Annotated in this window: 17 protein-coding genes; 4 read left to right on the top strand and 13 right to left on the bottom strand. The window is 44.4% G+C overall.

Annotation, left to right across the window (positions count from 1 at the left end):
- Positions 1–172: 172 nt before the first annotated feature.
- Complete coding sequence (ribF, locus tag ACX5KA_RS00125; protein ID WP_014950132.1) at positions 173–1,093, bottom strand: bifunctional riboflavin kinase/FAD synthetase; 921 nt, start codon at positions 1,091–1,093, stop codon at positions 173–175.
- Positions 1,094–1,213: 120 nt separating this feature from the next.
- Positions 1,214–2,773 carry a murein biosynthesis integral membrane protein MurJ gene (gene murJ / locus ACX5KA_RS00120; RefSeq protein WP_458730167.1) on the bottom strand — a complete coding sequence of 520 codons (1,560 nt, stop codon included), beginning with the start codon at positions 2,771–2,773 and terminating at the stop codon, positions 1,214–1,216.
- A 450-nt stretch (positions 2,774–3,223) separates the two neighbouring features.
- On the opposite strand from murJ, the gene rpsT reads away from it, so the two are divergent.
- Entirely contained in the window at positions 3,224–3,487 is a 264-nt protein-coding gene (gene rpsT, locus ACX5KA_RS00115; RefSeq protein ID WP_014950134.1) for a 30S ribosomal protein S20, read from the top strand.
- A 182-nt stretch (positions 3,488–3,669) separates the two neighbouring features.
- On the opposite strand, the gene ACX5KA_RS00110 is transcribed toward rpsT, so the two are convergent.
- From ACX5KA_RS00110 to ACX5KA_RS00095, 4 genes are all read right to left on the bottom strand, one after another.
- Positions 3,670–4,422, bottom strand: a complete 753-nt coding sequence (locus ACX5KA_RS00110) for an SDR family oxidoreductase (protein ID WP_039216949.1) — start codon at positions 4,420–4,422, stop codon at positions 3,670–3,672.
- Positions 4,422–5,552 carry a phosphotransferase family protein gene (locus tag ACX5KA_RS00105; RefSeq protein ID WP_458730166.1) on the bottom strand — a complete coding sequence of 377 codons (1,131 nt, stop codon included), beginning with the start codon at positions 5,550–5,552 and terminating at the stop codon, positions 4,422–4,424. Before ACX5KA_RS00105 ends, ACX5KA_RS00110 begins: the two co-directional genes overlap by 1 nt.
- A 189-nt stretch (positions 5,553–5,741) precedes the next feature.
- Positions 5,742–6,572, bottom strand: a complete 831-nt coding sequence (locus ACX5KA_RS00100; protein ID WP_458730165.1) for an SDR family oxidoreductase — start codon at positions 6,570–6,572, stop codon at positions 5,742–5,744.
- 122 nt (positions 6,573–6,694) lie between these two features.
- The gene (locus tag ACX5KA_RS00095; RefSeq protein ID WP_039216939.1) at positions 6,695–7,594 is read right to left on the bottom strand and encodes a bile acid:sodium symporter family protein; all 900 of its coding nucleotides are present in this window, start codon (positions 7,592–7,594) and stop codon (positions 6,695–6,697) included.
- A gap of 119 nt (positions 7,595–7,713) precedes the next feature.
- On the opposite strand from ACX5KA_RS00095, the gene ACX5KA_RS00090 reads away from it, so the two are divergent.
- The 3 genes from ACX5KA_RS00090 (at position 7,714) to ACX5KA_RS00080 (ending at position 11,474) form a co-directional block, all read left to right on the top strand.
- Positions 7,714–8,619 carry a LysR family transcriptional regulator gene (locus ACX5KA_RS00090; RefSeq protein WP_039216936.1) on the top strand — a complete coding sequence of 302 codons (906 nt, stop codon included), beginning with the start codon at positions 7,714–7,716 and terminating at the stop codon, positions 8,617–8,619.
- 103 nt (positions 8,620–8,722) lie between these two features.
- The gene (locus tag ACX5KA_RS00085) at positions 8,723–9,520 is read left to right on the top strand and encodes a UDP-2,3-diacylglucosamine diphosphatase (protein ID WP_039216933.1); all 798 of its coding nucleotides are present in this window, start codon (positions 8,723–8,725) and stop codon (positions 9,518–9,520) included.
- 166 nt (positions 9,521–9,686) lie between these two features.
- On the top strand, positions 9,687–11,474 hold the full coding sequence (locus ACX5KA_RS00080; protein ID WP_240485719.1) for a bifunctional ornithine lipid synthase OlsF: 1,788 nt from the start codon (positions 9,687–9,689) through the stop codon (positions 11,472–11,474).
- 80 nt (positions 11,475–11,554) lie between these two features.
- On the opposite strand, the gene dapE is transcribed toward ACX5KA_RS00080, so the two are convergent.
- From dapE to tig, 7 genes are all read right to left on the bottom strand, one after another.
- Positions 11,555–12,730, bottom strand: a complete 1,176-nt coding sequence (gene dapE / locus ACX5KA_RS00075) for a succinyl-diaminopimelate desuccinylase (RefSeq protein ID WP_458730164.1) — start codon at positions 12,728–12,730, stop codon at positions 11,555–11,557.
- Between the two features lie 534 nt (positions 12,731–13,264).
- On the bottom strand, positions 13,265–15,157 hold the full coding sequence (locus ACX5KA_RS00070; RefSeq protein WP_039216929.1) for a SurA N-terminal domain-containing protein: 1,893 nt from the start codon (positions 15,155–15,157) through the stop codon (positions 13,265–13,267).
- A gap of 312 nt (positions 15,158–15,469) precedes the next feature.
- Positions 15,470–15,742 carry a nucleoid-associated protein HU-beta gene (hupB, locus tag ACX5KA_RS00065; protein ID WP_012518978.1) on the bottom strand — a complete coding sequence of 91 codons (273 nt, stop codon included), beginning with the start codon at positions 15,740–15,742 and terminating at the stop codon, positions 15,470–15,472.
- A 320-nt stretch (positions 15,743–16,062) separates the two neighbouring features.
- A complete protein-coding gene (gene lon, locus ACX5KA_RS00060) occupies positions 16,063–18,414 on the bottom strand; it encodes an endopeptidase La (protein WP_039216913.1) in 2,352 nt (783 codons plus the stop codon).
- A gap of 334 nt (positions 18,415–18,748) precedes the next feature.
- Positions 18,749–20,023, bottom strand: a complete 1,275-nt coding sequence (clpX, locus tag ACX5KA_RS00055) for an ATP-dependent protease ATP-binding subunit ClpX (protein ID WP_014950146.1) — start codon at positions 20,021–20,023, stop codon at positions 18,749–18,751.
- A gap of 74 nt (positions 20,024–20,097) precedes the next feature.
- Positions 20,098–20,727, bottom strand: a complete 630-nt coding sequence (gene clpP / locus ACX5KA_RS00050; RefSeq protein ID WP_014950147.1) for an ATP-dependent Clp endopeptidase proteolytic subunit ClpP — start codon at positions 20,725–20,727, stop codon at positions 20,098–20,100.
- Positions 20,728–20,825: 98 nt separating this feature from the next.
- The gene (tig, locus tag ACX5KA_RS00045; RefSeq protein WP_187446158.1) at positions 20,826–22,130 is read right to left on the bottom strand and encodes a trigger factor; all 1,305 of its coding nucleotides are present in this window, start codon (positions 22,128–22,130) and stop codon (positions 20,826–20,828) included.
- Positions 22,131–22,495: the final 365 nt, after the last annotated feature.

Genomic DNA, 22,495 nt, shown 5'->3' with positions numbered 1-22,495 from the left:
AAAAGGTTCAACGTAAAACTGTCTGTCGTTCTTACTAGCGCAAGGCTGACGTTATATGTTCTAGCACAGTGACTTACTTACGCGTTTCGCGAACAAGGATCCACGTTTAAAAAAAATCGAGCTCAATAAAACTGATACGCGCAAAAACTTTTCGTGACTTTATCACGTTTAACTATGCTAATAACAGACGCGCTTGTGCTGCATCTGCTTGAATTTGATCTTTCAACGCCTCAAAAGAATCAAATTTAATTTCATCTCTTATTTTTGCCATCGGAAACACCGTAATGGGCTTACCGTAAAGGTCAGATGACAAATCAAAAATATGGACTTCTAACTGGTTTCTTACCCCGTTAACAGTAGGACGGGTACCAATGTTCGCAACGCCGTTATAGTGTTTTCCATCTACGTCGACACGCACTGCGAACACGCCGTGAATTGGCGTTTTTTGGCGTTTTAGCATGACATTCGCGGTGGGAAAACCAATGGTGCGACCTTTTTTCTCGCCGTGAACCACCCTACCGTGAATAGCAAACGGGCGCCCTAGCATTTCAGTAGACAGACCAAAGTCGCTGTCAGCCAACGCTTCTCGCACCGCGGTAGAGCTTATTCGATGGGCATGCATGGTAAAGCTATGGGTGCTTACTACTTCGAAACCGTATTGGCGACCTGCCGCCTCAAGCATTTCGAAATCCCCTTTGCGGCCATTGCCAAAACGGAAATCGTCGCCAACAACAAGAAATTTAACACCCAGTTTGTCCACCAGTAAATCGTGGACGAAGGTATCGGCACTTTGCTTAGCAAACTCCGCGTTAAATCGCACAGCAAGCAGCCTGTCGACACCTTGTTGTCGCAGCAACTCGTACTTTTCGCGAAGAGGGCTTATACGCGCTGGTGCTTTATCAGGCATAAAGACTTCTTCAGGCTGCGGTTCGAACACCATTACGGTGGCAGGAAGTGATAGCGATTTCGCTTTTTCAAGCACGTTAGCCAACACAGCTTGATGACCACGGTGTACGCCGTCGAACTTGCCAATAGTGAGCACACACCCTTTATGGTGCGGTTTTACATTGTTTAGCCCGCGGATAAATTCCACTGTTAGCCACTACCTTTTAACTGCTAGAAAATCAAAGCTCGCGATTATAGCCGACCGCGAGCACAATACCAAGCACACGGGCCATTCTGACTCCATGCTCTATTTCGCATCTATTGAATACTAATCGCCGCCGCTTCTGAAATGCCTGGGTCGCATGCCCAGCACCACCATGGTGCTAACGAACAATATAACCGACAGCGAAATGGTTATTCCTACCTCTAACATTTGGGCGGAAAGAGACAATTCAAAGAAACCTAAGCCTTTATCGCGATAATAAATAAGCCCGCCCATGGCTGCACTTGCAATAACCACACGGGCAATAAACAGAACCGACGTGCGGCTTAACGCAAATACACCTTGTCTATGTAGCGTAATATAAAGCAACGCGGCGTTAAGCGTAGCTGACATACTGGTAGCGACAGCAAGCCCTACATAACCAAACGGAATCGCTAAAATAAGGTTAAACACCATGTTTGCGACCATACACCAAATACCAAATTTCACTGGCGTCTTGGTGTCTTGGCGGGAGTAAAATCCTGGAGCGAGAATTTTTACCAGCATAAAGCTGAGCAAACCAAACGAGTACGCGGTAAGCGAGTAAGACGCCATAATGGCGGTTTCTGCGGTAAACGCGCCGCGCTGAAAAATAACGGTCAGAATAGGCCTTGCCATCACGCCAAGTCCCACTGCCGCAGGAATGCCCAATAAACACACCATGCGAAACGCCCAATCGATATTCGCAGCAAACGCTTTGGGGTTATTACTGACGTGGTTTCGGGAAAGCGTAGGTAAAATGACCGTAGCGATAGCGATACCGAACAGTCCTAAGGGAAATTCAAGCAGCCTGTCAGAATAGTACAACCAGCTTATTGAGCCGGTAACTAAAAAGCTGGCGATGAAGGTATCAAACAACAAATTGATTTGCCCTACTGACACACCGAACAAGGCAGGGATCATTAAAGTGCGCACTTTTACCACGTTTTCGTCATGCCAGCCCCACTTTGGCTTTACCAAAAGCCCTGCCTTGAACAAAAACGGTAGTTGAAACAAGAACTGTACAATACCGCCGATAAACACGCCCCACGCTAGCGCGTATGCGGGTTGCTCCAGCGTAGGAGCTAAGTATATTGCGCATGCAATAATGCATACGTTAAGTAAAACAGGGGTGAAGGCAGCAACCGCAAACTTATTGAGCGTATTGAGTATCGCCCCTGCCAACCCAGTCAGAGAGATAAACGCTAAATAAGGAAAGGTAATTTTTAACATGGTCGAGGCGAGCACAAACTTATCTCCCGCCTCGTCTCCTTCCAGCCACGCCACGAACCACCCTGTTCCGAATAAAGCGGCCAAAACAGGAGATGCTATTACTCCTATAATAGAAACCACAAAAACAATGGCGCCTAATGTACCGCTGACTTTTGCAACGAACTCTCTAAGCTGCTTTTTATCGTCGTTCTCGTGCACTTCGGTTAATACTGGAATAAACGCTTGCGCAAATGCGCCTTCAGCGAATAGACGACGAAGAAAATTAGGAATTTTGTTAGCAAAGAAAAATACGTCAGCGGCTGCCCCATCGCCCATAAGCTTGGCAACAACAACATCACGTACCAGGCCTAATACTCGCGAGACCAGGGTCATAATACTGACGATAAGACCAGATTTTATTAACTTCCGTGACACGTCACACTTCCAATAAGAGATAAAGAATAGGCTGAATAGCATCAGCCAATTGAAAGATAGTCAAAGGCGTCTGCTAACCGCAAAGTGGCAACGCTGGGTTGCAAGCGAGCCATAATAACTAAAGGCTATCGCAGGCGAAACGATTTCTTCAAAATAGTTGTGCATCTTTAACAACTTTCTTGTTATAATCCGCGCCCGGTATGGGGTGCTGTCGTTTATGCATGTCTATCGCTAAAATGTCTTGAAAGAATATCACCACGAATCTCTTTCAAAAAATGTCGCAGAGAAATGTCGCAAAGAATGTGCAACGTGTTGAGCATACTTTGTGTTCAATAGCTTGCGCGTTTTAACGCGGAACGATTTAAGTTTTAAATCGTTTGACATTTGGGCGTTTGGTAGGCACAATCCGCACCCTCGTTTTTGACATGAATTTATTTTGGGAGTTACACCTTGGCTAACATTAAGTCTGCTAAGAAGCGTGCAATCCAAGCCGAAAAGCGTCGTCAGCACAACGCTAGCCGTCGTTCAATGACTCGTACAAGCATCAAGAAAGTTATCGCTGCAATTGCAAGCGGTGACAAAGAAGCGGCACAAGCTGCACTTACTGCTGCTACTCCAGTACTTGACAGAATGGCTACTAAAGGCTTGATTCACAAGAACAAAGCTGCTCGTCATAAGAGCCGTCTAGCTGCACAAATCAAAGCACTAGGTTAATCTTTACGATTAGTAGTTAAAAAAGCGCCCTTCGGCGCTTTTTTTGTATCTGTAATCGACGCTAATTAGCATGGGTTACTGATTTCAAATTTAGACTTAAAGGCATAAAGCCCACCACTAGGCGAGCTTTGTCACTAGATAAAAAGTCTTTGCGGTGTGTTCCTCCCCCAGCTATCCGCTTATCAGCTCATCTTCCTTATTGAGCTTGCCGGTGCAATACGCATGATCCAGTGAAGGATGGCCCACGGCCAGCTTGGTACAAACGCATTCGCTTTTTCCTTGTTGATTGCATTGACCATCGCGCGACAGCCCACATCTGTATCAACAATAAACGGTACTTTTTCCACCTTTTCGTTTATTTCGCTGCGAATAAAACCGGGGTGAATACAGGTGACGTTAATCGGCGTATTCATTACATCCATTCGAATGCCTTCGGTCATTGATGTAAGCCCTGCTTTTGTTGCTGCGTATACAGTCATGGCGCGCCTAAAGCCGCGCACCGCGCTTATAGATGAAATCGTCACAAGATGACCACTATTTTGCGCCCTAAAGATAGCCATTGCCGCTTCACATTGTGCTAGCGCCGACACAAAGTTAGTCACCGCCGTTTGCTTATTAGCGTGGAAATACCCTGTTCCAATAGACGCACCCTTGCCCATTCCTGCGTTCACAATGACTCTATCAAGGGTCCCCATGTCGGCTTTGAATGCGTCGAATACTTCAAAAACCGCATCGTGATCATTGACATCCAGCGAGCGAATATACACATCAATGTTTGGGTTAATTGAATGCAATTCGTCTTTCAATTTTTCTAAATTCTCAAAGCGTCTTGCGCATAGGGCTAAGTTACACCCCTGTTTGGCAAACTCAATCGCCATTCCCTTGCCTAGACCTGAACTCGCGCCTGTGATCAGAATATTGCGTCTTGTTGTCATTATCGTTTTCCTGATGCTTTTATGGCCTTATTACAACGCCACATTAAGTAATGAATGAAGATCCAAAAGTTTTTAAACGCTGGATTATTGGTTTGCTTGTGGTGGTATCGATAGTAAATTTGCTGGGCAATACCGGCTAAACGGAAAAGCCCGTATACCTCGTAAAAGGTAAAATCATCTACATCTATTTCCATCTCTTTGCAGTAGTACGCAACCACCTGCTTTCGAGTTAGCATACCGGGTAAATGAGTAGGCTGGCGGCGTGTTGATTGGGCCAAAAAGTCATCATCCGCTTGTACCCAATACGCCAAGGTATTACCCAAGTCCATAAGCGGGTCGCCTAAGGTCGCCAGTTCCCAGTCCAACACACCGATAATTTGCGTATAGTTATCTGGCTTTAACACCACGTTGTCGAATCGGAAGTCATTGTGGGTAATACAAATGCGTTCATTAGCGGGCATGTGGTTTTCTAGCCAGCGCATTATTTTTTTACCCGAGGGGACATTCCAGGTTTTTGCTTTACTATAGCGTTCGCCCCACCCGCTTATTTGGCGTTCTATGTAGCCAGCACCTTTACCTAAGTGCTCAAGCCCCGCTTTCTTATAATCCACTTTATGAAGCTCGATTAAGCTATCAAGTACATTAGTGCAGAGCTGTTTGGTTTGCTGCTCAGACGTGTTTAAGCCTTTGGGTAAGTTCTTACGTGGTATCACGCCGGTAAACTTCTCCATTACATAAAACTCTGTGCCTATAACGCTCTCGTCTTCACAAAGTCCAAGCATCTCTGGCACATAGCGATAAACAGGCTTTAACGCATGCTGTAATCGAAACTCCCGCCCCATATCGTGGGCCCCTTTTGCCTTAGTACCTGCTGGTGCCCGACGCAAAATTAACGACGTTTTTTCGCTCTGGTTTTGTTTACTGCCTTGATAGTCCAAGCAGTACGTCCAATTAGAAGCGCCCCCAGAATACTGGGTGACTTGAGGCAAACTATCGCTACTTTGTATCATGGCCTTCAATGATGGACTGGAAGCACTAATATTTTCCTTAAGCCAATTGTGTACAGCGCTGACGTCTAGCTCTTCGCCTGCACGTACGCTGTCAGCTTTATCTACGACCTGTTGTTGCATATCTCATTCTTCTTTTAATTCTGTTACAAAGGAGTTATTCAAAGTGCTAACTCACAATCTTTTGCTCAACGCCCCCAAGCTTTCGGTTTGTGCCAACACAAGTGCAGCTCAACAATTATCTTCGGACAGCTTGGCGACAAACACAGGTGAGCGCGTTTCCGTTTTACCTAATTTTGCTTTAAATTTGCTTTAAATTTGCTTTTCCATTGCACGCTTCATCATCTTCGTTTGATTGAGCATATTTTTGATATAACGCTGGGTTGGCAGCAGCTTCTTTAACAGGAAAGCGCGTTTACCCAGTTTATGGGTAAGAATAAGAAACTGCTTTTTATCGACTTGCTGAAATATGGACTCAGCCACGTCTTCTTTCGTCATGTCTGCTTTGGCAAAGAACTTATTGAGCATTTTGTGCGACGCTGGGTTGCTGCTTCGCATCGACTCATCTAAATTCGTTTTGAAGAAGCTTGGACAAACTACACTAACGTCAATATTGTCAGGTGCTAATTCCAACTTCATGGTTTCAGAAAACGACACGACTGCAGCTTTAACCGCGTTATAACTTCCCATATAAGGAATAGGCGTTAGCCCCGCTTGAGATGCAATATTAATGAAATAGCCACCGCCTTGCTCTCGCATTAACGGTAAGAGGGCACGATTGACTCTCACCATGCCTAACACATTAATATCAAACACCCACTGCCACTGCTCAATGCTCTCATCTAAAAGGCTGCCACCAGAAGCAACACCCGCATTGTTAAACACAGTGTCAACACCGCCCCAGCGAGTTTCCAAGGTGTTCGCTAACGTTTGAACATCATTTTCAGAGGTTATATCGCAATGGATGTAAAACGCATTAGCACCTTGGGCGGATAGCGTATTTACTGTTTCATCGCCTCTTTCTTGGTTAATATCGGCAATGCAAATATCTAACCCCTCGTCTTTGCCTGCCCACTTTTCCGCCCACTTAAGGGCAATGGCCTGACCTAAGCCGGTCGCGCCACCGGTAATCAATACGCGCATGATGTGTTTCCTAACTGTTCTTGTTTCATTATTCTCGTATCGGCGTTTATGTTGAGTTGCGCTTTATTGTGCTAAGCGCTAATCAGTACTTCACTATTCTCTCTAATTGACCGCCTTATCAGTCAAACTGATCCCGTCTTATGCAGCGGCGCTGAAGGCTGTTCGTTACGCATTTTTCGTTTTGCCCACAGGGCCAATAGTGTTGGCCCGATGTACATTGCTACGCCATATACACCAGGTGCAATCGCGTAATCAGGCGAATCTAAAAAGGTAATACATATCAGCATTGCAAGCGCCGCGTTTTGCACGCCTATTTCAATGGCCAGCGTGAGCGAGTCTTTAAATGCTAGGTTTGAAAGCTTTGCAAGCCCGAGCCCTAACAATACCGATAATAAATTTAACGTTAAGCAAGCCAAAAACGCGCTTTCAAAGGACGCGGCTAAATTGTTTCTTTCTGAAACCAGCACGCCCACAATCATGAGCAACATGAAGTACATGGAAAACTGCCGGAAGAAGCTTTCAGTTTTAGTAGCAAACCTGCTGTTAACGCGACGAATGGTCATGCCTAAAATAACCGGTACAATTGATATACCAACCAGCCCGATCACTGTTTGAATAATAGAAAAGTCTGGCGCGTTTTCTTTTACAAAGTAATCAAGAGCAAATTGAATGATAAAGGGCGTTGAGAAAACACAAGCGATGGTAGAAATAGCGGTTAAGCTTACTGAAAGGGCCAGATTTGCTTTTGCGATGTGGCTGATTAAATTACTGGTCGTGCCGCCTGGGCATGCCGCTAAAACCATGACTCCAACCGCAATATAATCGGGTAGACCAAAAACAAAGCACAGTCCTAGCGCTAACAGAGGCAGCAATATAATTTGCCCTATAAAACCCGTTATTACGGCTTTAGGTGCTTTAAGTAGTCGGGCAAAATCAGCAAGGGTTAGCGTTAGCCCCATACCAAACATAACAAATGCCAACGCTAGAGGTAACAACACCTCGGTAAGTACAGATGCCTGCATGCACACGCCCCTTACAAAAGAAGCCTCTATAAAAGAAACCTTTTATTAACATTTAAGCCAGTGTACCCTGTTTAATAATAAATAAAAATGATGCCTTATTATGGAAACCCATAAATGATATGCATGGAAAATTAGACCTAAATTTGTTTGTTGTGCTGCGCGCGGTCTACGATCATGGCAGTATTACGAAAGCCGCCAACGCACTGCATATTACTCAGCCTGCGGTGAGTCACGCCTTAGGTCGTCTGCGAGAGAAATTTGATGACCCGCTGTTTATTCGTCATGGACGACAAGTCGTGCCTACCCCATTTTGCCAAGGCATTATTGCATCGGTTGTGAAATCAATAGAAACCCTTGAAAGCACGTTAAAAGGCGAAGTGAGCTTTGATATAAGTGATAAATCTCGTCAGATAAACCTTGGTTTACGAGATATTTTAGAATCTATATTTTTTCCCGAGCTTATTCCTGAGCTTGTTAAACATACTCCCAATATCACGGTGAATAGCAGACAGGTTACCTGGCCCGAGCTTGCTCCCGCGTTAGCCGCTAAAGAGCTTGATATCGTAATTGACGCGTTAGTTCCCACCAGCCGTGACATTCGCTCTCATTTTATCTGCGAAGAAACGTTTGTCGTGGTATGCGCGCCTAGCAATAGCTACGTAGATAACCCGAGTATCAAAAGCTACTCAGTTGCACAGCATGCGCTTGTGTCTTTAAAAGACTCTAAATTGGATACAGTAGATCTAGCCCTTGCTCAGCACAATTTGCATCGCAACATCGCGTTGCAGTGCGAACACTACTTTGCCGCTGTTAACGTAGTGAGCCAATGCGATCTTTTGCTGACCATGCCAACGCGATTCGCCCAACAATTCAGTAATAAATTCGATATCGAAATTCTGCCCCTTCCATTTGACGTCCCCCCACTCCCCGTACACATGTACTGGCACAAACACGCCGATGAGGATTTAGTGAATGTATGGATGCGGAATAAGCTTTTAGAAGTGTCGAACAAGTTGGAGTTATAGCGCGTATTTATGTTGCTGTAACACAATGGTCAAGCAAGCGTCACGGTAGTGTCAATTTGCAAACCTATAGTGACGATCCAAGGCATCGCTTTGGGAAACCGCTATGAAAAAGACACACTATCGAACACTTTGGCTTTCTGATATCCATTTAGGAAATCGCGACTGCAAAGCTGAATACTTACTTTCCTTTCTTAATAGCATCACTGTAGACACCCTCTATTTGGTGGGAGATATCGTTGACATGTGGCAAATGACCAAGCAATTTCGCTGGCCACAGGCGCACAATCAAGTCATGCACAAATTCATGCAAATGAGCCAAGACGGCACCCGTGTGGTGTACCTGCCCGGCAACCACGATGAACCAATTCAGTCTTATTCTGGTATGGCCTTCGGTGATATAGAAATAGAGCGAGAGTTGGTTCACACCACAGCAAAAGGGAAGCGTTATTTAGTCTTACATGGCGATCAGTTCGATGGCGATGTAACTATGGGCAAATTCCATGCGTGGATTGGCGATAAAGGTTACGACCTTTTGCTTTTTCTAAATAGAGAGTTCAATCGCCTACGCGCGTGGCGCAAGCGAGAATATTGGTCACTTGCGGGCTATATTAAAAAACACATTAAGGGAGCGAATGAAGCCATCGCCCGTTATCGAGAAGCATGCTGCAGGCGCGCCGATGAAATGGGGCTCGACGGTGTTGTGTGTGGCCATATTCATCACCCTGAAAGCAGCTTTGAAAACGGCATTCACTACATTAATGATGGGGACTGGATAGAAAACTGCAGTGCACTGTCAGAAGACGTGAACGGTAACTTATCTCTTATTCATTACCTTGATTCACTAGAGTCAGCCACCGTAACACCAATTACAACCAAAACCTCTCGCTCAGAAGCGGCATAGCTGGCATTACACAAATGGGGCTGTAACGGCCCCTGACTCTTGCAATTCACCAAGCAACAGGTGAATTCCAAACCCATCCATCAAGGTTAGGGGCTGCTGACCTGTGCCTCATATCATAGGTTAACAGGTCATAGTTACAACTTTTTAACACTGTCAAATAACTGCCATGAAACTGTGTGAAAAGCGTCACATTGCCCTGCTATTGTTCGCCAAAACCGGAAGAGAAACAGGTTCTATGTTTACTGTAAATGACGTACTGAACAAGCATTATCCTCAAGTAGCGAACAACCCCATTCTATTTAAGTCGCTGTCATTCGTCTTAAGGCACCTTCTTCACGAACGTGAAATTACTGAATTTGGTGAAGCCTATCCGCATTACGAAGATATCGATTTCGTAGAGCAAGTGCTGGAATATTTTAATATCAGCTACTCCACGCGCGATGTAGAAAAAGAGCGCATTCCAAGTGAAGGTAGAGTGGTGATTATTGCTAACCATCCGATTGGCTCACTCGACGCACTTGCGCTTATAAAGCTGGTTAGTGAAGTACGTCACGACTTGAAAGTGGTCGCCAATGAAATGCTTATGGCCATTGAACCGCTTCACGATATGCTGTTACCTGTAAACAATATGCAGGGAGGCACACCAAAACAGCATTTATCGGCAATTCAAAAACACCTTAACAGCGACGGCGCCATACTGATTTTTCCTGCCGGTGAAGTTTCTCGATTACGCCCACAAGGTGTTCGCGACACCAGATGGCACACAGGTTTTTTACGCATTGCAAGGCAGGCAAAGTCGCCGATATTGCCGGTTTATATAGACGCGAAAAATAGCCCACTCTTTTACGGCGTGTCCATGGTATACAAGCCATTAGCCACCGCGCTGCTCGTGAAAGAGATGTTCAAACAGCGTAAGAAGCATTTACCTATGCGCATTGGTGAACCTATTCCGTTTGAAGCGTACCAGCAAACCAATATACCGCTAAAAGAACAGGTAAAGCTGTTTAAGCGCCACTTGTATCGCATTGGCAGTAACAAGAAAGGCGTATTTGAAACACAGGCTTCCATTGCCATGCCAGAAGACAGAAAAGAACTGGCCCGCGCTATGCGAGACTGCGAACATTTAGGTGAAACTGGCGACGGAAAATCTATTTACCTATACCAACACAAAAGCTGTTCACCGATTATGCGAGAGATTGGCCGCCTGCGCGAAGTGGCGTTTCGAGCCGTGGGCGAAGGTACCAACAAGCGTAGAGACATCGATCAGTACGACTCCCACTATTATCACCTTGTACTTTGGGATGACAACGATTTAGAAATTGTGGGTGCCTACCGCTTTGGCGATGCTGAGCTTTTGACAGCGCCAGACCACCCTACCGGGCTCTACTCTGCGACCTTATTTAATTACGGTAAGGACAACGATAAACTCTTCAAAGAAGGCTTAGAGCTTGGGCGAAGCTTTGTCCAGCCTCGCTATTGGGGAAAGCGTAGTTTAGATTATTTGTGGTTTGGTATCGGGGCATTTTTAAGCCGTTACCCAAAGTATCGCTATCTGTTTGGTGCGGTGTCACTCAGTAATGCCTACCCTGAACCCGCTAAAGATTTATTGGTACAATTCTATTCCACGTACTTCCCTGCCAAGTTTGGCGAAGCGACCTGCAAGCGACCTTATCAAATGGCGAACGACGCGTTACATCAATTTACAGGTAACGATTACAAGACAGAATTTACGCAGCTAAAGCATTTACTGGCTAACATGGGCGTAAACGTACCAACGCTGTATAAGCAGTATTCTGAAGTGGCTAAAGACGGCGGGGTGGCATTTTTAGGTTTTAATGTCGACCCAGATTTTAACGACTGTATCGACGGACTGGTGGTGGTTGATATGCAAACGCTTACTGAGAAAAAGCGCAAACGCTATTTAACCGATATTCAGCTTAAAGCCACAGCCTAAACGAAGGGAGGGGGAGCGTCTGACAAACGCTCCCGTTCTCATTCTACGGCTTTCCACTTTACTGGAAATTTCAGAAGTCGTTATCGCTTGCCAACATACTTAAGAATGTCGGTATAAATATCTTCAAGCGTGAGCAAATCAGACACATGAATGTGTTCGTTTATTTGGTGAATGGTGGTATTCGGCACACCCACTTCAACCACTTGTGTGTGCTCACTAGCAAAGAAACGCCCGTCAGAAGTACCACCAGATGTACTGATAACAGGGTAACGACCTGTAGCGCCCTTTATCGCTTTTTCTACGCAGGCAATTAGGCAGTGCTCCGCATTACTGTTAGGCTTGCTCAAGTAAGCTTCACAGTGTCTTGAAAAGCTGACTTCGGCTCTTGTATCAACGCTATTGATAATACTGCGCAGCAATACCGATAAACTGTTTTGATTAAACTGCCACGAATATCTGACATTAAACTCTATACGAACAGCACCAGGCACTATGTTATCAGTGAAGCTTCCCGTGTCCATATGTGTTATTTGAAGCGTAGTACCAGGGAAATCATCACTCCCCTTATCAAACGGGTACTGTGTTAGCGCATTAATCACGTTACTCGCTTTGTGGATAGCATTTACCGCTGCCTTTGGATAGGCCACGTGACCTTGCTTTCCTGCAATATGAATAGTGCCGGAAAGTGAGCCTCTGCGTCCAATCTTAATCGTATCGCCGGTTGATGCAGATGCAGAAGGTTCACCTACTAGGCACATATCAAGCTGGACATTTTTAGATGCCAAATATTCAGCTATCCATTTAGAGCCCCACTCTGCCTCCCCTTCTTCATCACTGGTAATTAGCCACCAGAAAGAGACCTTTTCCTTATCTAACGAGGCAATGGTTCGCTCTGTTGCCGCTAGCATGGCTGCGATGCCTGTTTTCATATCGGCAGCACCACGTCCATATAATTTATTTTTGCTAATTACAGGACTAAAAGGCGGTGACTTCCACTTATCAAGAGGACCTGGGGGCACAACATCAGTATGACCGCTAAATGCAAATTGAACAGGGCCCTGCCCCCACCTAGCGACAAGGTTACTTACACCATTTATTGAATGTTTCTCACATACGAAACCGAGCTTTTCGAGCTTGTATATCAGGTAACTTTGGCAACCAGCGTCCTGTGGGGTAATCGACGCTCTTGCCATAAGCACTTCGGCAAAATAAATACTGCGAGCGGGCGCTATGGAAGGTAAAGGCTGAATTGACATGCATAAGAAACCTTTATGAAACGTGAGTCTATTACACAAATGTAAAGTGACACGGCAATAACAGATTTACGACAATGCCATGACAGCGGACAAGGTAACCTAAAGCTAAAAATAATAAAGGATGACAACAAGGAAGGCGACAATGGGTGAGCTGGCGACTAGGACTGGCTCGTTAAGATTTGTCTAAATCAACGCGCGTTGTTATAACTAGAACATAACTTAAAGAAAGGCATTACTGTGTTAAAAATCATTGTTTTAATACCCCTTATTTTGTCACTACTCTGGTTTGGCTATTTACAAGCCAATAAATACACTCTGGAGCAAGGCAAGCAAGGGTTTCTGTACATTTTCGTGTTATCGGGTGTTATTGCGGCATTTTATACACTAATGCTGTTCTTAACGAACTAACGCACTTCAAACAAGCACTCAACCACTGTGTTGTATAAAAAAAGCCAGCATCTATGAAAGAGGCTGGCTTTTTAGTATTTACCGGTGTCACTGCTAGTTACAGCGACAGCTTTTACGCAGCAGTGCTTATAAGGTCTGTGAGATAGTCACTTCTGCATTTGCGCGAAGCGCATCAATATATTGTTGATAAACGCGCTGGCCTTGTACCTGAGCAAGACGCTGCTTCAGGCTTTCACCCAACTCATTCTCAAGCTCTGGTGCTGCGTTAACGTTTTCAAGCATAACAACAGCAACGTCACCGTTTACCGTTGTTGCAACATCAACTTTATCTTCGCCTTCAAGGGCAAGAGAGAAAAGCGTGTCAACTAATGCACGTGCAAGTGTACCGCCAGCTCTTGGAACAGCAGCTGCTGTTTCCCAAGACACAGACTTTTCAGCTAGCTCACTTTCAACGCTTTCTCCGGCACGTACTTTTTGTGCGATATCAAACGCCCAAGCTTCTGCAGCTTCTTTCGCTTTTTCCGCTTTTACTGATGCTTCAATTCCTTCGCGAACTTCATCTAGCGACTGAGTACGTTGAGGTTCATGCTCAATAACGCGCGCAACTACTACCGTTTCATCATCTAGCTCAATGATATCGCTGTTTAGGCCTTCTTCAACTAGCTCTGAAGAGAAAGCAACATCTAGCAAGCCAGGGAAGCTTAGTTCGGCAGGTGCCGTATTACGACTGAAAAGAACAGACTCTTGTATAGGAAGATCTACAGCATTAGCCGCGTCTTCAAGCGTGTCAGGTACTTCAAAGGCAATTTCAGCTAACGTATTTTGAAGCTCAAAGTACTTTTCCATTGCCGCGTCATAAAGTAGCGTATCGCGTATCTCACCCGCTACTTCATCGAAAGATTTAACTTGTGCTTCTTTTAAGTCTGTCAACTTGATGATGTGAAAACCAAACTCGGTTTCAACTACGTCGGATACATCGCCAACATTTTGTAAAGCAAAAGCTGCTTCATCAAACGCTGGGTCCATCATTTCTGGCGTAATGAAATCTAGATCACCGCCATTTTCAGCAGAGAACGTATCATCAGAATTTGCTTCAGCAAGGGCCGCAAAGTCTGCACCGTTGTCGAGTTCTGCTTTTAATGATTCTGCTTTTGCTTTCGCAGCATCCTTATCATCACCTGCTTCGATAAGAATATGAGAAACACGGCGCTCTTCTTCTTTGCCGTAGCTTCCTAGGTTATTTTCGTAATACGTGCGAACCGCTTCTTCTTCGACAGAAACGCGACCTTTTAAGTCTTCAACACTTAGTTTCACATAAGCAAGCTTGACCTGTTCGTCCGTATCGAAAGAGGCAATATTGTTGTTGTAAAAAGCTTCTATATCCGCATCTGTCACTTCTATTGAGCCGGCAAATTCATCAGAGCTCACTAGCACGTATTTCGCATCACGAGTTTGGCGCTGTAGCGCATTCGCTTGCTGTACTTCACCGTCCAACGCAAATGAAGAATTCGTTAGCGCTGCAGCCAACTGGTTTTGTGTCATTTGAACGCGCAGATAGTCACGGAAATCGGCTACTTGAAAACCGTTTTGACGAAGAATGGCTTGAAAACGTTCGTTATCAAACTGACCACCAAACTGGAACTCAGGCATTTGTACTATGGTTTCGCGAATTTGCTCGTCACTTACACGTAAACCCATGTCTGCCGCTTGTTGCTGAATTAGTTTTTCAGCAATCAGCCTGTCCAATACATTTCTTCTAAAATCTGCAAGGTATTGCTCACTAGAGAAAAGCTGTGCGATGCTTTCGCCGTATTGTGACTCCATTTGTGCACGCTGATTTTGATATGCACGCTCTAGTTCTTGTGCCGAAATTTCTTCGCCGTTTACAGTAGCTACTGCAGTAGTACCTGATGATGTTAGGTAGCTACCTACACCTGCGAATACGAAACTTAAAACGATAAGCGCGATAATCGCCATCGCCCATGGGCCTTGAGAACCTTCTCTGATTCTTTCTAGCATGATTGTTCTTCAACTCCGTTGCTTACTACCGTTACCTCAAAACATCACAAGTTAGTGAATGCGAGGTAAAATAAGCGCTGATTATAACCCAATGCCGCCGAATATAAACGCCAAAACACACTATTTGTGTTGTCTTTCGTTAAGTCCAGATACTGCGTAGGCATGAAAAAAACTCGGCATGCCTCAACGGGTTATTTCCACTCTTAAAATATTGGGGTCAGAGTCATTACTCTGACCCCAATATTGAATTCTTTGTTTTAGAAATAAAAAAGGCGATGGACTAGCCATCGCCTTTTTCTATAATTTTTTTGCTTAGTTACAAGCGTCTTTCAGTGCTTTACCAGCTTTGAAAGATGGAACTTTCGCTGCTGAAATCTGAATAGTCTCACCAGTTTGTGGGTTACGGCCACTGCGAGCTGAACGTTCGCGAACTGAGAAAGTACCAAAGCCTACTAGTGCAACTTGGTCGCCGTCTTTAAGCGCCGCAGTTACTGAGTCAGTGAATGCGTCAAGAGCGCGGCCAGCAGCTGCTTTAGAAATGTCTGCACCAGCAGCGATTTGGTCGATAAGTTGAGACTTGTTCACAATTAGATCCCCTTCGATTGTTATTATACTGTTTGTCCAAAACGATTTTGCTTGGACGTTATAGCAAGCTTGATTGTTAACATCAAGCTTCAGTCACAAATAATTAACTTTTTAAATGAATCGCTGCAATCCCTTTTGTGGCAAGGCTTCAAGCGAATACCACTTAAAGGTAACACAACTTTTGCGACATGAAAGCCCTATTTTTAAAAAAATGGGCTTTTCTTTTGCCTAATGCGCACTTTTTAATCAATTATTGCAAATTTATAGAAAAAATGTGGCTGTACGCCTTTAAAATAAAGGGGTACAGCTTAGACATTCTGTTATTTTTTAACCACTTCAAAGCTTTCAACAGGCTCTTGAAGCGCAATATCAAGCACTTCATCAATCCATTTAACTGGGTGAATTGATAAATCTTTTTTCACGTTATCTGGTATTTCTTCCAGATCACGTTCGTTATCTTTTGGAATAACGACAGTTTTAATGCCGCCTCGATGTGCTGCTAGTAGCTTTTCTTTAAGTCCACCAATAGCAAGCACCTCACCACGTAGGGTGATTTCACCGGTCATGGCTACATCGCACTTCACAGGGTTACCCGTAAGTGACGAGACAAGTGCAGTGCACATTGCAATACCTGCGCTAGGGCCATCTTTCGGCGTAGCACCTTCAGGTACGTGCACGTGAATATCACGTTTCTCATAGAAGTCATCGTTTATGCGAAGCTTTTCTGCACGACTTCTTACCACCGTCATAGCAGCCTTAATAGACTCTTGCATGACATCACCTAACGAACCCGTTGATGTCATTTTGCCTTTGCCCGGAACCGACGTTGTTTCAATGGTCAGTAAGTCACCACCTACCTGCGTCCAAGCAAGTCCTGTAACTTGGCCAATTTGATTGTCTTTATCGGCTTTACCGTAGTCAAAGCGTTGAACGCCAAGATAGTCCTTAAGGTTATCCTGTGTTACGACTACTTTGTCTTTGCTTTTCTTAAGCAAAATATCTTTCACGGCTTTACGGCATACCTTCGATACTTCGCGCTCTAAGCTACGAACCCCGGCTTCACGGGTATAGTATCGAATCATACCGATAACGGCAGAATCGGTAATTTCCAACTCCTTCGCTTTAAGCCCATTGCGTTCCATTTGCTTACCAATTAAATGGTTCTTTGCAATGTTGAGTTTTTCATCTTCTGTGTAGCCAGATAGACGAATCACTTCCATACGGTCAAGTAACGGGCCTGGAATATTCATGCTGTTAGAGGTGGCTACGAACATAACGTCGGACAGGTCGTAGTCGACTTCCAGATAATGATCACTAAAGCTATTGTTTTGCTCTGGATCTAGTACTTCAAGCAGCGCTGACGCTGGGTCGCCTCGCATATCTGATGACATCTTATCGATTTCATCAAGTAGGAAGAGCGGGTTTTTAACCCCTACTTTCGCCATTTTTTGAACTAGCTTACCTGGCAATGAACCAATGTAAGTACGACGGTGACCACGGATTTCAGCTTCGTCACGCACGCCACCTAGTGCCATACGCACATATTTGCGACCTGTCGCTTTAGCAATTGACTGGCCTAGTGAAGTTTTACCTACACCTGGAGGGCCAACAAGACACAGAATTGGGCCTTTTAGCTTCTTAACACGCTGCTGAACGGCTAAATACTCAAGAATGCGCTCTTTCACTTTCTCAAGGCCGTAGTGGTCTTCGTTAAGCACACCTTCTGCGCGGGAAAGATCTTTCTTCACCGGCGAGCGCTTGTTCCACGGCACGTTAGTCAGCCATTCAATGTAGCTTCGAAGTACGGTAGCTTCTGCAGACATTGGTGACATCATCTTAAGCTTTTGAAGTTCAGCTTTCGCTTTATCTTCCGCTTCTTTAGGCATTTTAGCGTCTGCTATCTTTTTAGATAACGCTTCAAATTCGTCAGGTGCGTCATCCAGTTCACCCAACTCTTTCTGAATAGCCTTCATCTGCTCATTCAAGTAGTACTCGCGCTGGCTCTTTTCCATTTGCTTTTTAACGCGGGTACGAATTTTCTTTTCGACCTGCAGCAAATCAATTTCGCCTTCCATCAGCGCCATCAGATATTCAAGACGCTCATTAACGCCCTGCATCTCTAACACTTTTTGCTTTTCAGTAAGCTTAAGTGGCATATGGGCAGCCATGGTGTCTGCCAAGCGGGCCGCGTCTTCAATACCATTTAGTGACGTAAGCACTTCTGGTGGAATTTTCTTATTCAGTTTCACGTAACCTTCAAACTGCGAAACTGCTGAGCGAATCAAGACTTCTTGTTCGCTCTCATCAATCTCTTCATCAGTTAGTTTGTCTACATTAGCAACAAAGAACGGCTCTGATTGCTTATAGCTTTCAATTTCGCCGCGTACACTACCTTCTACCAGCACTTTCACCGTACCGTCAGGTAGTTTCAGAAGTTGAAGAATAGTAGCAATAGTACCGACGGTATAGATGTCGTCCGCTTCAGGCTCATCTACGCCAGCGTCTTTTTGTGCTACTAGAAAAATTTGTTTGTCATTATCCATTGCCGCTTCTAGACAACGAATTGATTTCTCACGCCCAACAAATAGGGGTATGACCATATGCGGGTAAACAACCACGTCCCGCAAGGCAAGCACAGGAATTTCAATGCGATTTTCACGCTCAACTGTCATACTTGTTCTCAATTAGTTTGAAATGTCATTTTTATATGGGGATGCAAGAGCAAAGTTCAATCGAAACTTATTAAAGTGCGTTAATTCCTTAACCTTACCTTCCCTGCTCTAGGGCCTATTGACCTTAATATAACCATTATCGATTTTGCTTTGAATGGCAACAGTAAACTCAAAAATCTAGTAGAAAGGATAGCATGAGACGCATTAATTGCTTAAATATCGTCCGCTTCAAGGTAAGCGAACGGGCAAGCAACTCGATAATCAAAAAATTATATGTATTTCACGCTAAAAACAAAAAAGGTCCCGGAGGACCTTTTTTTATAGAAAACAGCGACTATTCAGAGGCGGCTTTCTTTTCATTGCTGTCGTAAATCAAGATAGGTTTTGATTCACCGCGAATAACGGTTTCATCAATAACAACTTTGCTCACGTCTTCCATTGAAGGAAGGTCGTACATAGTATCAAGCAAAACCGCTTCAACGATTGAGCGAAGACCACGTGCACCTGTCTTACGATCCATTGCCTTTTTAGCAATAGCATTAAGTGCATCGTCACGGAACTCTAGCTCTACATCTTCCATTGAGAACAGTGCACCATATTGCTTGGTGATTGCATTCTTTGGCTCGCGTAAAATTTGAATTAATGCTTCTTCATTCAACTCTTCGAGGCTTGTTACAACCGGTAGACGACCAATGAACTCTGGTATCAAACCATATTTCACTAAGTCTTCAGGCTCAACTTGCTTAAACAGTTCACTGATTTGTTTGCTATTGTCTTTCGACTTAACCGTAGCACCAAATCCAATACCCGTGTCTTTTTGTGCGCGTTGCTCAATAACTTTATCAAGACCAGCAAACGCACCACCACAGATGAACAATATCTTAGAGGTATCAACCTGCAAGAATTCCTGCTGTGGATGTTTACGCCCACCCTGCGGAGGAACAGACGCAACCGTACCTTCGATTAACTTAAGCAGTGCTTGCTGAACACCTTCACCCGATACATCTCGAGTAATAGATGGATTGTCTGACTTACGAGAAATCTTATCGATTTCATCTATGTAAACAATTCCGCGCTGCGCTTTCTCAACGTCATAGTCGCACTTCTGCAGTAACTTTTGGATGATGTTCTCAACATCTTCGCCCACGTAGCCAGCTTCAGTTAGCGTGGTTGCGTCAGCCATGGTAAATGGAACGTCGAGTAAACGCGCTAGGGTTTCCGCTAGCAGCGTTTTACCACTACCAGTAGGTCCTATTAACAAAATATTACTTTTGCCAAGTTCTACGCCTTCGTGAACATCGCCATTGCGCAAGCGCTTGTAGTGGTTATACACCGCTACTGATAATACCTTCTTTGCATGTTCTTGCCCAATAACGTAATCGTCTAGGTGAGCGTGAATTTCACTTGGTTTAGGTAAAGCGTCCTGCTTTTGCTTAGGCGCGATTTCCTTAATTTCTTCGCGAATGATATCGTTACATAACTCAACACACTCGTCGCAAATGAAAACCGACGGGCCTGCTATTAACTTTCTTACTTCGTGTTGGCTTTTGCCACAAAACGAACAGTACAGTAGCTTGTTATCACCGTCACCGCTTTGCTTATCACTCATTACTTTTGCCTCTGCCTTGCCTGAGCCGAAAACCAAAACGTGCTATGCACTGGCTCAGGTCTACTATAACTATACTACTTAGTTGCGGCTACGTCAGATCGATTTGCTAAAACTTGGTCAACAAGGCCATATTCTTTTGCCTCAGTTGCACTCAAGAAGTTATCACGGTCTGTGTCACGCGCGACTTTTTCATAGTCTTGACCAGTATGGTCCGCCATAAGGCGATTCAATTTCTCTTTAATAGACAGAATCTCTTTCGCGTGTATTTCAAAATCAGATGCCTGACCTTGGAAGCCACCAAGCGGTTGGTGAATCATTACGCGCGAGTTAGGTAGACAGTAGCGCTTACCTTTTGCTCCTGCAGATAGTAGAAATGCGCCCATGCTTGCAGCTTGGCCCATACATACTGTACTCACGTCTGGCTTGATAAACTTCATCGTATCGTAAATTGCCATGCCAGCAGTTACCGAACCGCCTGGGGAGTTAATGTATAAGAAAATATCTTTCTCTGGGTTTTCAGCTTCTAAGAACAACATTTGAGCAACGATGAGGTTGGCCATGTGATCTTCAACTTGTCCTACCAAGAAAATTACGTTTTCTTTCAATAGGCGAGAATAAATGTCGTATGAGCGCTCACCTTTAGAGGTTTGCTCAACAACCATAGGAACAAGTGCATTCATTGGGTCAAACGGGGTATTAGTCATAGCTACCTTGATTATCTAGCGTTAAAAACAAAAATGCTCGGAAGGCTCCGAGCATTTAAGCAGTTGCTGACAAGTAATGTCAATCAGACAGTAAAAAATTACGCCTGTTTGTTCATAACCTCGTCAAAAGCTTTAGTTACTTCGGTAACTTTTGCTTGCTCAAGAACCCACTCAATAGCTTGTTCTTCTAGTGCAACGTTTTGCATTTGTTGCATAAGCTCTTGGTTGTTGTTGTAGTAATCAACAACTTCTTGCGGATCTTCATACGCTGAAGCAGCAGTTTCGATCATCTCGTTAACTTTAGCTTCGTCTGCTTTAAGTTCGTTCTGCTTGATCACTTCACCTAGAAGAAGGCCAATAGATACGCGACGTTTAGCGTTGTCAGTAAACAATTCAGCAGGTAGGTCTGGAAGGTTCTGACCACCGCCTTGTTGGCTGAAACGTTGTTTAGCTTGCTCGCGAAGTGCGTTCACTTCTTGATCGATAAGCGCTTGAGGAATATCAATCTCGTTAGCTTCAACTAGCTTAGCAATAACGTCTTCTTTAACTTGCGCTTTTAGCGTTTGATTTAGTTCACGCTGCATGTTCTTACGAACTTCTGCTTTAAGCGCGTCAACACCGCCCTCTTCAACACCAAATAGCTTAGCAAACTCTTCGTCAACTTTTGGAAGGTTTAGGCCTTCTACTTTCTTAACGGTAGTTTGGAAAACTGCATCTTTACCTTTTAGGTTTTCTGCGTGGTAGTCTTCAGGGAAAGTTACTTCGATAGTCACTTCTTCACCCGCTTTCGCGCCAACAAGTGGCTTTTCGAAACCTGGGATCATGCGATCTTTACCTAGCTCAAGAGCGAAGTCTTCTGCTTTACCACCTTCAAACTCTTCACCGTCGATAGAACCAACGAAGTCGATGATAACTTTGTCGTCTTTCTTCGCTTTACGCTTAACTTCTTTCCAAGTTGCGTGCTGCTTCTGAAGTGTTTCCATCATGTTATCTAGATCTTCGTCAGTAATTTCTACTACTGGCTTTTCGATTTCGATATCGCTAACACCTTTCACTTCTACTTCTGGGTAAACTTCGAAAGATGCTGTGAATTCTAGGTCCTGACCGTCTTCGTCTTTAGTCAGTTCAAACTTCGGCATACCAGCAGGCTGAATTTTTTCTTGAATCACAGCTTGGTAGAAGTTTTGCTGCATAACATCGCCAGCAACTTCTTGGCGAACAGCTTGGCCGAAACGCTTTTTGATTACGCTTACAGGAACTTTACCTGGACGGAAGCCGTTGATGCGTTGTGTTTTTGCCAACTGCTGTAGGCGTGACTTAACTGCTGAATCAACCGTGTCAGATGGAACGGTGATAGTAAGACGGCGTTCTAAACCCTGGGTCGTCTCGACTGAAACTTGCATTATGTTACCTCAACTATACGCCTCTATAGGCGTTTTGTTCTCAATCCCCTCTCCCGTCATGCATTGATTGCATATCACTCCGGGGTAGAGGTCGTTATTCGACGTTTATAAAATCAAAGTTAGGACACGAAGTTGTGTCAAAAAGCCAACCTGAAACAAACGTACTGGTTAAAAAAAGACGCGGTAGTATACAGCCGCATACCACAAGAGTCGAGAGGCAAACACAAGTTTGTAACAACCATTTGAACGCATTTTGACCAAATAGCGAAACTAATAGCCTAAATAGCGAAAAAGACGGAATTTATGCAAATTTATTGAGCAATGAATAAAGAGGAGAGAAAGATAATGGTCGGTGAGACAGGATT

This window comes from Alteromonas alvinellae (assembly GCF_902705805.1).
Note: the sequence above shows the minus strand (reverse complement) of the source record. Positions and strands in the feature narration are given on the sequence as shown.